Source organism: Rosenbergiella collisarenosi, from assembly GCF_018494085.1.
Taxonomy (GTDB): domain Bacteria; phylum Pseudomonadota; class Gammaproteobacteria; order Enterobacterales; family Enterobacteriaceae; genus Rosenbergiella; species Rosenbergiella collisarenosi.
This window is the reverse complement of record NZ_JABBFP010000002.1, coordinates 480,119-492,767: the sequence shown is the minus strand read 5'-3', so window position 1 is coordinate 492,767 and position 12,649 is coordinate 480,119. Positions and strand designations below refer to the sequence as shown.

12 protein-coding genes and 1 tRNA gene are annotated in these 12,649 nt (G+C 50.5%); 3 read left to right on the top strand and 10 right to left on the bottom strand.

What is annotated here, in order from left to right; translation table 11 throughout:
- Positions 1–95: 95 nt before the first annotated feature.
- Both HGT70_RS05265 and HGT70_RS05260 read left to right on the top strand, forming a co-directional pair.
- Positions 96–171, top strand: a tRNA-Asn gene (locus tag HGT70_RS05265).
- Between the two features lie 198 nt (positions 172–369).
- Positions 370–1,239 (top strand): aldo/keto reductase, encoded by an 870-nt coding sequence (locus HGT70_RS05260; RefSeq protein WP_214195127.1) that lies wholly within the window; start codon positions 370–372, stop codon positions 1,237–1,239.
- Between the two features lie 61 nt (positions 1,240–1,300).
- Here HGT70_RS05260 and HGT70_RS05255 read toward each other — a convergent pair whose 3' ends face one another.
- The 5 genes from HGT70_RS05255 to HGT70_RS05235 all read right to left on the bottom strand — a co-directional run bounded on the left by HGT70_RS05255 (position 1,301) and on the right by HGT70_RS05235 (position 6,987).
- Positions 1,301–2,848 (bottom strand): APC family permease, encoded by a 1,548-nt coding sequence (locus HGT70_RS05255; RefSeq protein WP_214195126.1) that lies wholly within the window; start codon positions 2,846–2,848, stop codon positions 1,301–1,303.
- Positions 2,849–2,927: 79 nt separating this feature from the next.
- Positions 2,928–3,890, bottom strand: coding sequence for an NAD(P)-dependent oxidoreductase (locus HGT70_RS05250; RefSeq protein WP_071430601.1), 963 nt, complete (start codon positions 3,888–3,890; stop codon positions 2,928–2,930).
- 16 nt (positions 3,891–3,906) lie between these two features.
- On the bottom strand, positions 3,907–4,626 hold the full coding sequence (locus HGT70_RS05245; RefSeq protein WP_214195125.1) for a class II aldolase and adducin N-terminal domain-containing protein: 720 nt from the start codon (positions 4,624–4,626) through the stop codon (positions 3,907–3,909).
- Positions 4,627–4,640: 14 nt separating this feature from the next.
- Complete coding sequence (locus tag HGT70_RS05240; protein ID WP_071430605.1) at positions 4,641–5,456, bottom strand: ABC transporter substrate-binding protein; 816 nt, start codon at positions 5,454–5,456, stop codon at positions 4,641–4,643.
- A 10-nt stretch (positions 5,457–5,466) separates the two neighbouring features.
- A complete protein-coding gene (locus HGT70_RS05235; protein ID WP_071430607.1) occupies positions 5,467–6,987 on the bottom strand; it encodes an amino acid ABC transporter permease/ATP-binding protein in 1,521 nt (506 codons plus the stop codon).
- Positions 6,988–7,163: 176 nt separating this feature from the next.
- On the opposite strand from HGT70_RS05235, the gene HGT70_RS05230 reads away from it, so the two are divergent.
- Positions 7,164–8,075 carry a LysR family transcriptional regulator gene (locus HGT70_RS05230; RefSeq protein WP_071430609.1) on the top strand — a complete coding sequence of 304 codons (912 nt, stop codon included), beginning with the start codon at positions 7,164–7,166 and terminating at the stop codon, positions 8,073–8,075.
- On the opposite strand, the gene argE is transcribed toward HGT70_RS05230, so the two are convergent.
- From argE to HGT70_RS05205, 5 genes are all read right to left on the bottom strand, one after another.
- Positions 8,056–9,228: an acetylornithine deacetylase gene (gene argE, locus HGT70_RS05225; protein WP_214195124.1), complete on the bottom strand. Its 1,173-nt coding sequence runs from the start codon at positions 9,226–9,228 to the stop codon at positions 8,056–8,058. The two genes, HGT70_RS05230 and argE, sit on opposite strands and share 20 nt — an antisense overlap.
- Complete coding sequence (locus HGT70_RS05220) at positions 9,221–9,895, bottom strand: DUF1028 domain-containing protein (protein ID WP_214195123.1); 675 nt, start codon at positions 9,893–9,895, stop codon at positions 9,221–9,223. The genes argE and HGT70_RS05220 overlap by 8 nt, the downstream gene beginning before the upstream one ends.
- A gap of 8 nt (positions 9,896–9,903) precedes the next feature.
- Positions 9,904–10,317, bottom strand: a complete 414-nt coding sequence (locus HGT70_RS05215; RefSeq protein ID WP_214195121.1) for a RidA family protein — start codon at positions 10,315–10,317, stop codon at positions 9,904–9,906.
- 15 nt (positions 10,318–10,332) lie between these two features.
- Complete coding sequence (locus tag HGT70_RS05210) at positions 10,333–11,589, bottom strand: flavin-containing monooxygenase (protein WP_214195119.1); 1,257 nt, start codon at positions 11,587–11,589, stop codon at positions 10,333–10,335.
- A 105-nt stretch (positions 11,590–11,694) separates the two neighbouring features.
- The gene (locus HGT70_RS05205; protein WP_214195118.1) at positions 11,695–12,618 is read right to left on the bottom strand and encodes a 2-dehydropantoate 2-reductase; all 924 of its coding nucleotides are present in this window, start codon (positions 12,616–12,618) and stop codon (positions 11,695–11,697) included.
- Between the last annotated feature and the right edge of the window lie 31 nt (positions 12,619–12,649).

Sequence of the window (12,649 nt, the reverse complement as noted above, 5' to 3'; positions counted from 1 at the left end):
AGGCGGCATGTCGATAAAAACGCCAGTTGCACCCTTCGCTGGCATTTTTACTTTGACAAGGTGCTAAGCGCAACGTACATTACGCACCAAGCAATTCCTCTGTAGTTCAGTTGGTAGAACGGCGGACTGTTAATCCGTATGTCACTGGTTCGAGTCCAGTCTGAGGAGCCAAATTTAAGAAACCAGATATCGTAAGATATCTGGTTTTTTTTTATCTGATTTTTCTCACTTCCTATCTCTAATCTCTATCCCGACCGATTCTGTAAGACATTGATGAATATCGGTCATAACTGTATTCGCTAACTCTCCTCTAATCATTCACGGATCATTGGCCTACACTCACTACTTTTACTGATGGAGGTTCTTCCCATGCAATATTCGACGCTAAGTAATGCGGTCAAAATGCCTATGCTTGGATTCGGCGTATTTAAAGTTACCGATAAGCAAGAATGTAAAGAATCCATACTCACCGCTATTCGTGCGGGCTATCGGTTAATCGATACTGCTGCGGTATACGGAAACGAAGATGCGGTAGGTGAGGCCGTACGCGAAGCGATCAGCGCAGGGCTGTGTACCCGCGAAGAGTTATTCATTACCTCTAAACTGTGGGTACAAGATATGGCTAGCGAAGAGACCGCTCGCCAAGGTATCGCAGCGTCACTAGCAAAATCAGGGCTGGACTATTTCGACCTTTACCTCCTACACCAAGCGTTGAACGACTATTTTAGTGCATGGCGGGCCCTTGAAGAGGCATATCAAGCCGGAAAATTAAAAGCGATCGGCGTCTCCAACTTCTATCCGCACGTGTTAGCGAACTTCTGTGAAACAGTAAACATTAGCCCGATGGTGAATCAGGTCGAGCTTCATCCCTACTTTACCCAAACCGATGCGCTGGCCACTATGCAGCATTATGCTGTGCAACCCGAGGCTTGGGCGCCATTAGGCGGCGGTCGGCACTCCCCTTACCAAGAGGCTAGCTTACACCGCATCGCCGAGACTCATAATAAAACCATTGCCCAAGTTGTACTGCGCTGGAATGTGCAACGCGGGGTGACTGTAATCCCTAAATCGACACAGGCACAGCGTATCGTGGAGAATTTCGATATCTGGGACTTTACACTCAGCGATGAGGAGATGGCACAAATTAGTGCACTCGATCTGGGCTATGTCGGGGAAGCGGTTAAGCATTTCGACCCTGAATTTGTAAGGGGTTGCTTAGGTATTAAGATCCACGATTAATCGCTATACGATGCACCATACTCCCCAGCACTGACTAAGTCCCGGGGAGTACTTCTCTCGATTACTCCTCGACGATAACCGGTTTTGCAATACTCGTCTTGACTCCCCAGTAATAGCAAATCAGTGCGACTACCGCCACTAACACCATATCGATGGGGCTACTAAGTCGCTCAAGTCCGCCGAAAGTTCCTAATTTGGAGAGGATCAGCATTGCGACGTAGTAAGCGAGCAACCACCAACTACACGCAAGATCTTGCCGATGATCAGGGTTTTTCTTACCTAAGAGTGCATAGCCTAGCCACGCCAGGATAAATATCGGGATCAAGATTTCGTTCACTGTCCAACCGCTCCAATAGATTAACAGGGTACTGGCAACGAAAGAGAGCGGGCTGAGAAATCCTGCAAGCGGTAACCGAAAAGGTCGCGATAACTCAGGCAGATGATTACGAAATGCGGCAAGCGATACGGCAGCAGGCATATAGGTAAATACCGTCGCAGAAGTTACCGCACCAATCAGGCCTCCCCATACTTGGAATTCGGATGGCAGAGTCCATGCAATCGACAGAACTAACGCCAACCATAATGCGCCACGAGGCACACCCGACTTCTCATCAACCTGCCCGGCACTTTTCCAGAGGTGCCCATTCCGTGCTAAGGCAAATAATATCCGTGCAGCGCTGGCAAGATAGATATTACCGGTGCCGGCGGGCGAGATGACCGCATCAACAAGGATAAGGTTGATCAGCCACATGAGGCCGAGGCTCCGCGCGAGATCCGCATAAGGCGATTGGTAGATAGCCTTCAGCCCCTCCCAGCCATGGGCAGACAATACGTCGCTAGGCACCGCGCCCATAAATGCATACTGCAGCGCGATGTAAACGATAAAGCTCACGGCGATAGCAATAAAAATAGCGATCGGCACGTTACGCTGTGGATTTTTCGCTTCGCTAGCAAAGTCGACTGCTTGCCTAAAGCCAAGATAAGCGAACACGATACCTGCCCCGGTGAGTGAGGTAAATACGCCATGAGCACCACCCGGAGGCGCAGGGGGAACGTGGAGGTTAGAGGCATTAAAGTAGAGGAATAACGTGATGATAGTCACGATAGGAACGATGAATTTGAAGAAGGTGATGATGGTGTTTATCCGACCAAAAACGCTAACGCTCCAATAGTTAAGTAAGAAGAAGATGACTAACAGACCAATCTGCACGCCAAATCCTAATGTCGTCGGGCTGCCATCGCTATGCCCCAGTGCTGGCCACCAATAGAGGGCATATTGCCGCACCGCTTCGACCTCTACGCCTGCTGTACTGGTATAGGCAAGAAGCGAACTAACGCCAATCACAAAGCCCACCACATTGCCATGGGAGTAGTTAGGGTAGCGTACGAACCCTCCGGCCCTTGGGATCGCGGCGGAAAGTTCCGCTGACACTAGGCCAATCAGCAGGACAATTACCGCTCCTAATATCCAGGCCCAGCCTGTATTCCCTCCTGCATAGCCCGAACTATTTAAGGCTGCATAGAGCCAACCGGAACCAATCATTGAACCTATGCCAAGTAACGATAAGTCAACTAGGCTCAATCTTTTCTTCAATTCACCCTTTGCCATAATATTACCCCTTATTTTTTTATTATCACTACCACGGGGTAACTAAGCAGTTTTTATGCCAACATCCGCTATTTCAGGGTTAATTAATTCTCCTAGATGAGTCGCCGACAAGAAAATAGTCAACATTTTCAATTAATTGTTGTAAAAGCTGCTGCCTCGCCTCGGTGCTTGCCCAAGCAACATGCGGAGTAAGGATTACTTTATTCCTTATAGATTCATCGAGGAGAGGATGGGTCAACGGTAACGGCTCCTGCGCAAACACATCTAAGCCAGCCCCCGCTAACTCTCCTTGTCGCAGTGCATTAGCCAGCGCGGACTCGTCGACAATCGCGCCACGCGCGGTATTTATTAGATAAGCAGAAGGCTTCATCAATGCTAAACGCGCTACGGAAAAGAGCCCTGCCGTTTCCGGTGTTAACGGGCAATGTAAACTGACAATATCGGCACTCGGTAAGAGTTCATCTAGCGCGAGACGCCCTGCCCGCAACGGCCGGCCCGGTAACTCGGCTAATAAGACTTCCATACCAAAGGCTTGTGCTAAGGCACTTACCCGCTGGCCGATAATGCCATAGCCGACAATGACCAGCCGTTTTCCCTGAAGCTCAGTCATGGTTTCACTGAGTAAGCAGAAAGTCCCAGCTTGTTGCCAACGCGGCGTACGTAACGTTTGCTGATAGTTAACCAGTCCATTAGTCAGCCCGAGAATAAGCGCGAATGTATGCTGGGCCAGCGATCCCGTGCCATAGTCTTGGCAATTGTATAACGCGATCCCCAGTTCAGTGGCCGCTTCGCGATCGACATACTCACTACCCGTACCGCCAACGAGGATTAACTGTAACTGCGATGACTGCTCAAGGATCTCGCGTGTAAGCGGCGTACCATTGGTGATCACGACTTGTGCAGTCCTGAGTCGTTCAACACACTGTTCCTCAGCGGTATGAGGGTAACGCGCGAAGTGATAAAACACGGCAGCCAACCGCTCAATATCGGCTTGTTCGCAAAAAAGTAACTCTTCATCAAGCAAGACGGCCGATAATTTCATTCTTCCTCCTACATATTTACTGAACAAAAGTCTTAGGTTCGAGTAAGATCTTTTTCATTTCCTCGAAGTGTGCCTGAGAGAAATCGGTAATTTGCTCCCAACCTTGTGCGGTTTTCTCGGCGACTGCATCAGATAAGACTCGCAGCGGACGTCCAGTGCTGTAGGCCTTAACCAAGAACGTACAGGCGCGCTCCAAGGTATAAATATCATCGAAGGCCTCACCGATAGTCTTGGCCGTCACCATCACACCATGATTACCCATCAATAAGCGCTGATGGTGACCTAACAACTCAGCCAGACGCGCGCCCTCTGCCTCACTATCTGCCATCCCTCCATACTGTTCGTCATAGGCCATACGGTTAAAATAGCGGGCCGTCGTTTGGTCTATCGGCAGGATACGCGGATCCTCTAGGCACGCGATAGTGGTGGTATAAATGGGATGTAAGTGCAGTACGGCCCGGATATCCGGGCGGCGCTGGTGAATTTGACCGTGAATAGCCCACGCGGTGGCGTCGACATCGTCTCGTAAAGCGTCTTGTGGGTTGTCTGCATCCAAGAGGAGTAAGTCCTCGGGTTGGATGCGGGAAAAGTGCTTCCACTTTGGATTAATTAGGAATTTTTTCCCATCGTCGGAAACTGCCGCGCTAAAGTGGTTCGCAACGGCTTCATGCATACCGAGCTCGGCCACCAACTGGAAACAGGCCGCAAGGTCAACGCGAAGTTGTGCTTCTGTCATCCTGTTCACTCCTTCTACTCAGCGGTTAGAGATTGAATTTCTTGCTCGGTCGGCGCAGTGAAGTGATAGCGTGCGAACAACTGTTGATAGTCTGATGTTTTACGAAACTTATTTAGCCCATCCGTAATTGCGGCTTTAACGTCTGGCGCGTCTTTGCGCACCCCAATGCCCATCAACACTGGATAAAGTAGCGTTGTTGAGGTCACCGCGACCTTACCGGGTAATTTTTTTACCGCCGCTTGCGCCACCGCTACGTCAGTGATTTGTGCATCAATGGCATGAGAAAGCAAAGCCTGAGTCGTCTGTGGATCGGTGGGAAACTCGCTAATCTGAATAGCCGGCTTACCCTGTTTCACACACTGAGTATCTGAAAAATTTTGTAGATGTTGTAAGAATGATGATCCCGCCATGGTGCCCACCTTATGCCCGCAGAATTCATCGGGGGTTTTCGGCTGGTAAGCGCCCTGTGCCAGTGAGAGAATTTGTTGCCCAGTCTTTAAGTACGGCACCATATCGATCACTTTTAAACGTTCTGGCGTGATGTACATCGCGGAGTTCGTCACATCAAACCGCTTACCCCGCAACCCCGGAATAAGATTCGGGAAACGCGTATCCACACTCACTACTTGTCGATTCAGTTGTTTTGCAATCCCCGCCAACATTTCAATATCGAAGCCGGCTGGCTTACCTTGGTTCATATATTCATACGGCGAAAACGTGATATCGGAACCCGCGATAATTTTTGTCGGTTGCAAGAACTCTGCTGACGCATTAAGGCTTACTACCAGCGCTAGCGCACCAACGGCGACTACTTTCTTAACATTTTGCATACTTAGTCCCTCACTCATTAAACGAAATATCTTTCAGAAACTGCATGATGCGTGGGTGATCACCCTTGCGTAGTGCTTCTGGGCTATCGTCGCAGACAATACGCCCCTGCTCCATAAACAACACCCGGTCGGAAATATTGAATGCAAACTTCATTTCATGGGTCACAATCAGCATGGTGATCCCTTCACGGGCTAACTGCTCAATCACCTGTAAGACTTCGGCTACTTTCTCCGGGTCAAGGGCCGAGGTAGGTTCGTCGAATAGCATAATGCGAGGTTTCATCATCAAGGCCCGAGCTATCGCGACGCGTTGCTGTTGTCCGCCCGAGAGCTGATGAGGATATTTATTGGCGTGGTCAAGCATCCCGACCTTATCCAAGGTGACAGCAGCGAAATGTTGGCGCTGCTCACTAGACCCTAGTTTATGCCACGTTGGAGCGAGTAACAGGTTCTCGAGCACGGTAAGGTGAGGGAATAGATTGAACCCTTGGAACACCATCCCGATTTGCTGACTCAGGGCCTGATTTTCGTAGAATTTTTCTTTTCCTGGGCCCGTACGCTGTAACTGAATAAAGGGCTGATCGTTCAGCCACACCTCGCCACGATCTAACCTATCCATCCCGTTTAACAGCCGTATAAGGGTCGTTTTTCCTGAACCGGACGGTCCGATCAATGCGATGACCTCGCCCGGTGTAACGTCAAAAGAGATATTGCCCAACACCTCAATATTATTGAAGGCTTTATGCAACGATTTCGCCTGCAACGCCTTTTGTACGTTGCCACTCGTTTGCTCTATAGCAGGTAATGGAGTACGCGCTAGCGTATGGAGTTGGGGCGAGACCGCCGGACGCTTGTGTCGTGTCGATAAGTCGAGCCAAGCTTCTAGGCGTTTGAGTAAAGTATCGAAAACCGTGACCACTAGAATGTAATAGACAGCCACGGCACTCATCGTTTCCATCACTAAAAAATTTTCAGTATAGAGTCGTTGGCCCACCAATAAAATCTCAGTCAGTGAGACGACGGATACCAAGGAAGTTAACTTAACAATTGAGATAAATTCATTGGCCAAGGCAGGTAGTGCCACACGGATCGCTTGCGGGATGATGACCTTGTATTGCAAAACACGGTAGCCCAAGCCCAAGGCTTTCCCTGCCTCATACTGCCCTTTAGGAATAGACAGGAGCCCGCCACGGTGGATTTCGGCAATATAGGCACTTTCACTCAGTACTAGCGCCAACAATCCTGACCAGTAAGGGTTACTCAGCAGTACTGATGTCGAGGGCAGCGCCTGAGGGAGGTTATAAACAAAAATTAACAAGACCAACAGCGGCACACTGCGAAATAACCAGATGTAGGCTCGGGCGAAGCCCTGTAATAAGGGGTGTTTGTGTTGGCGGGCTAACGCCAATAAAAAACCGAAAATAACGCTTAGCAGCCAAGCACTGACGCTTAAACTTATCACGGTCCACGTTGCCGACCAGAAGTCGCGATCCTTGAATAAGCTGAAAAAATAACTCCAGTCAAAACTCATCATTCATTTCCTTAGTAGCGAGGTGCGAGTGGCATCTATGCGAAACATTCAGAGAGTTGTGCAATCTTCAGACCAGAGGCTAAGAAGGTAAATTATTAAATTTATTTATTCAAAAGATAAAAAAACTATGCTTACATAATTTGAGGCATTGAAAAGTCCTATCCTGAGGAAAGTTAATGGCAAACTTCACATTAAGACAGTTAAAGTATTTTGTGATGACCGTAGAGTGCGGCAGCGTTGCGGAGGCATCGCGTAAACTATTCATTGCCCAACCCTCAATTTCCACGGCGATAAAAGGGTTAGAGGAAAGCTTCGGGGTGACATTATTCATTCGGCACCACGCTCAAGGCGTAACCTTGACGCCCAGTGGGGCGCGTTTTTATCATAAAGCACTAAAATTGATCAGAACCGCGCACGAATTTGAGCAAAATGCCCTCGCGGATAACAACGTGGTATCGGGTAAAATTGAGATAGGCTGTTTCGAAACGGTGGCCCCGCTGATCCTCCCCAAATTACTCCGCGGCTTTAAGGAGCGTTATCCAGGGGTCGAAATTACTGTACGAGACGGCGAGCAACATGAACTCGTAAAAGGGCTTATCGCTGGCAATTACGATCTCGCTCTTCTTTACCAGCACCAACTTGATGCAACGATTGAAACCTCTGCACTCTTGCCGCCACAGGCTCCATACGTCCTACTTCCCTCCGAGCATGCTCTCGCCCAACGTGAATCGATCAGTTTAAAAGAACTCGCCACACTGCCGATGATTTTGCTGGATGTCCTCCCGAGCCGTCACTATTTTGTGAGCTTATTTACTCAGGCCGGGCTGGTCCCAAATATCGTGTTCAGTTCACCGTCTATTGAGATGGTAAGAGGGATGGTAGGCCAAGGCTTTGGCTTTGCCTTCTTAGTCACCCGTCCTTATGGTGATACGACCTATGATGGGCAACGGCTCACCACCCTGCGTCTGCAAGATGTTGTGGAAGGATCGGGATTAGTTGCGGCTTGGCTACACCGCAATCCACTCACTACCCCTGCCGAACTGTTTCGTCAATATTGTGTGGAGCAACTTACTCAGTTGGCTGATTAGCGTATAGGGCCTCCGTTATCTTATCGAGTAGTGTTAAGCATTGCCTGATCTGGTCATCCTCAACGTATTCATCAGGTTTGTGCCCCTGTGCCATGCTTCCCGGCCCACATACTACGGTCGTAATACCCTGTTGAGCGAACAGGCCAGCTTCACTACCAAATGCCACCGTGTGGGGAATGGAGTGTTCTGTCCACCTCAGTAATTGTTGCAGCCAGGGATTACTCTCTTCGATAAATAATCCTGGATACGCCGCAAGGGACGTAAATTGAATATCACTCTCGCGAGAACGCTGGCGCATAACGGGCACAAGGGTAGATCGAGCATAGTTTTTTATTTCATCTATTAATGGCTCGGGCGATTGATCGGGAAGGTAGCGTAACTCCATATCAAACTGGCAGTGATTCGGAACAATATTTAACGCTTCGCCGCCACACAGGGTACCTACGTGTAATGTACTAAATGGCGGGTCAAAGGCTAGATTCACCGTTGAAGCGAGCTGGCGGTCGCGCTGCATAATGAACTGAATAACATCGGTCGCATAATTAATCGCATTAACGCCTTGCGGCGCATACGCAGAATGGCATGCATGCCCTATTACGTTACACCGTAATGCAACCTTACCTTTATGCCCGTTGACTGGCTGCATAGAGGTGGGTTCGCCGACTAAGCAAATTTCAGGCTTCACCTCGCGCTGGGCGAGGGATTCGAGCAAACTATGTACCCCTAGACATCCCACTTCTTCATCGTAACTGAAGGCGAGCCATAGCGGACGTTGCAATCGTGCGCGATCGATATCAGGAAGGATCGCTAACATACAAGCCAAGAACCCCTTCATATCGGCTGTGCCACGACCGTAATGGCGTCCCTGTTCAGTCGTTAGGGTAAAAGGCGGGTACGACCACCTTTGGCCATCGACCGGGACAACGTCGGTATGGCCAGAGAGCATAATTCCTCCCGCAACCTGCGGACCGATACAGACGAGGATATTGGCTTTGCTCTGGTCAGTATTAAAAATACACTCAGCGGTGATCTGCTGGGTCGCGAGATAGTCACAAACGAAGTCAATGAGGGCTAAGTTACTCGCCCGACTGGTCGTGTCAAAGCCAATCAAGCTTTGCAGGATCGTTAAAGTACGGGTGTGGGTCTCATTCATTACCTGGTACTCCATAGCTTGGCGCGAGCAGCGGATTGAGGGCGCGTAATAGATAGTCCTCTTGTTGCGGCTGCCAGCGCTGCCATAGGTCACGTAAAGCGGCGATGGGATCGTCATCGGCCCAGTCTACCCGTAGGTCCGCTAAGGGCCAGTCTTGTGCCGCATAGGTTTTTAACGCGGCAGAGTGTACCGGCCCCGCTTCGCCGCCTGCAGCTAAGGCTGCCTCTAAGGCACCGAGCAATCGCTCGCCCAACTCCCCCGAATGTTGCTCAAATGCATGAATCGCCGCTTGAGGGACCGTAGGGTTAGCAAGCATGTTGCCCGCGGCGATACAGTTTAGCCCTTCTGCCGTTTGCCACGTTCCCAGTGTTTTCTCACCGCTCCACACTGCGCTGGTTCCTTGGGAGTCAATAACGGTAACCTGTCGATAGTCCCGGTATTTTTCATCGTTAATCACTATTTCAAGGGCTTGTGCGGCGCTCGTTCCCGCCTGCATTTCACGTAAAATTGCAGGACCCAGACTCGGCAGCGTGACATTCTGCGAAGACACCGCACCGATCCCGGCCGCGATCCATGGGCAACGTTGCCCAACAGCGATACTGGATGAGCTGATAGCAATACCGAGCTGGCCGGTCTGCGGGCAAAAACCACTAATCGAGATCGTCATACTCACTCCTACTCCTCTGGAATAACCGCGATAATATCAATTTCCATCAACCACTCAGGCTGGGCTAAGCCGCTGACCACCAACCCCGTGGAAATGGGAAATACCCCCTTCAACCACTTACCGACCTCACGATATACCGGCTCACGATAGCGTGGGTCGGTGATGTAGGTGGTGGTTTTTACGATATGATCTAGCGAAGATCCCGCTTCTTCTAATAACTGTTTGACGTTTTTCATCGCCTGCTCGGCTTGGGCAGCAGGGTCACCTAACCCAACGAGTTTACCGGAAAAGTCTGTGCCCACTTGTCCTCTGACATACACAGTATTACCAGCGCGAACCGCCTGACAGAGATCGTTATCCAACGTCTGGTTGGGATAGGTTTCTTTAGTGTTAAACATTCTAATACGCGTGTGAGTCGTCATAGCGGGTGATGCTCCTTAAGAAGAGACGGCAGGATAGGCGAGATAGCTTTGCTGGATGGCGATTTGATCCGCAATATAACTGGCATCGTGCCAGGCTCCCCAAATAAAGGAAGAGCCACGTCGTGATTGCCAAGGTAATCCCAGAAAATAGAGGCCGCGCTCGATACTTACTCCGCGCTGTTGCCGGGGTTTACCTGCCTCATCGAAAATATCGACGTCTAACCAGCGATAATCGGTGGTATATCCGGTAGCCCAAATAATAGTACTGACCTCTGCAGCCTTTAAGTCAAGCTGCGCTAAAGGGTGCGTGATACAGTCAGACGCTGGTATAAACGCCCTCGCCTCTGGCTCCTCGGGTAACGACGCACCATTACGCTCAACCCAAGCATCGGCAGCATCGAGCAGAGCTAAGTAACTCTCATCACCGGCACGAATATTTTCGACGAGATCCTGCTTAAAGTAGACCGTTCCCTCGCTAAAATGGTCTGTCATACCGGTTAAGATAATACCTTGCTGAGCCAGACGCCTGAAGTCGATAGTTTCTCCCCCGCGCGCGCCGCTCACGGCGATCGTCACGTGGCTTTTTCCGGGGGCATGCTCGGTCGCATCCCACAGGCCGAGTACACCTAACCACCAGCAAAAATCACGTCCTCGGTAGCGACGCGGAGGGCGATCGTGAGGGCCAACTGATAGGTAGACCTTGCGCCCGGCACGCTGAATTTCATCCGCAATTTGTACGCCCGATGATCCTGCCCCGACGACCAATACTGCGCCGGGCGCTAATTGCTGTGGATTGAAGTATTGCGCGGAGTGGATTTGCGTAACGGTTTCACTCGTGGGTGCGATGGCGGGGATCAATGGGTGATGAAAAGGTCCGGTTGCGACGACAACATGGTTCGCGATAAAGTCCCCCACTGAAGTCTCTACATAAAACCCCGGCTGCTGACATCTTTTACTCACGCGCTGAACGTCAACGCCGCATTGTACGGGCAGATCAAATTGGGCAACGTAGTCGGAAAAATAGTTGGCGACATCGTCTTTTGCAACAAATTCGTCAGCTTGGTAGTGCGTAAACTCTCGATGCGGGAATCGATCGTGCCAAGCAGGCCCATTGGCCACTAATGAATCCCACCTGCCGCTGCGCCAAGCTTCTGCAATGCGATTCTTTTCGAAAACGCGATGGCTAATTCCCTTTGCCGTAAGGTGCTCGCTCATCGCGATCCCTGCCTGCCCAGCCCCGATGATAAGGGTATCGATATGTTCTGCGGTCATTATCCCTGCCTCGTCAATAACGTAGTGATTAAGAGGCAGAATAGGTAAGCGCTGTCTTGAAATAAAATAGTATAAAGCTACGTGCTAACAACAAAATAACTATGACTACCCATTCCCTGAGTGATCAGTGGCCAGCTGTAGACGCACCCAGCTTGCGCGCAGAAGCGATGCAGGGAGATGATGAGTGTCAGCATGGCGGACCAGGTCGCCGATAATGGGTTGGCTTTCTGACGGCTTACCTGCCGTCACATCTCGATATAGGGATGACACAAGAGGCGTGTTGGGGTTAAGTAGGGTTGAACGTAACTGACTCACGACCGCCGAACGAGGCTGGTAGCCTGCCGCGGTGATCACCGCTAAGATTTCTGTAAAGAGGCAGTCAATATAGGCCGCCCCTCCCTGCGAGGCGATAATCGCGCGAGTGTCTGCCCCCGCTAAACACGTGCTTGCCCCTAACGTACCTAGGAAGAGATATTTTTCCCACATTTCGCTGGTGATATCAGCGCTGATCGTCAGGCTAAACCCAACGTTCTGTAGGCGCATCCCCACCTCTTTAACTGTTGCGCATTGAGAGGGATGCAACGCGCCGAAACTCAGCCGATGTAAGGGCGATAGCTGTTCAATCTCTCCGTATTGGCTGAGTCGGGCATAGATCTGACACAGCCCACCCACAACAGACTGACCAAACGCCTGTTGCAACAGCGCGATGTGTTGCATCCCATTAAGCAAGGGAACAATTAAGCTACTCGCCCCCACTGCCGGGGGTAATGTGCGAATAACTTCTGCGAGATGCTGGTGCTTGACCGCCACAATAATCAATGGCCACGTTTCACCCTCCAGCTGTTCCGCGGTTAAACACCTCGGCGTAACGGTAAACTGCTCTTGAGGCCCATTAATAACTAACCCGTGTTCGGTAAGTTGCTCGGCACGAGCCGCGCGCACTAAGAAGGTGACCTCGTGCCCGGCTTGCTGAAGCCTGCTACCAAAATAGCCCCCAGTGGCCCCTGCCCCTACGACTAATATTTTCATTATCTTTCCCGCTAGAAATAAAAAAGGCCTG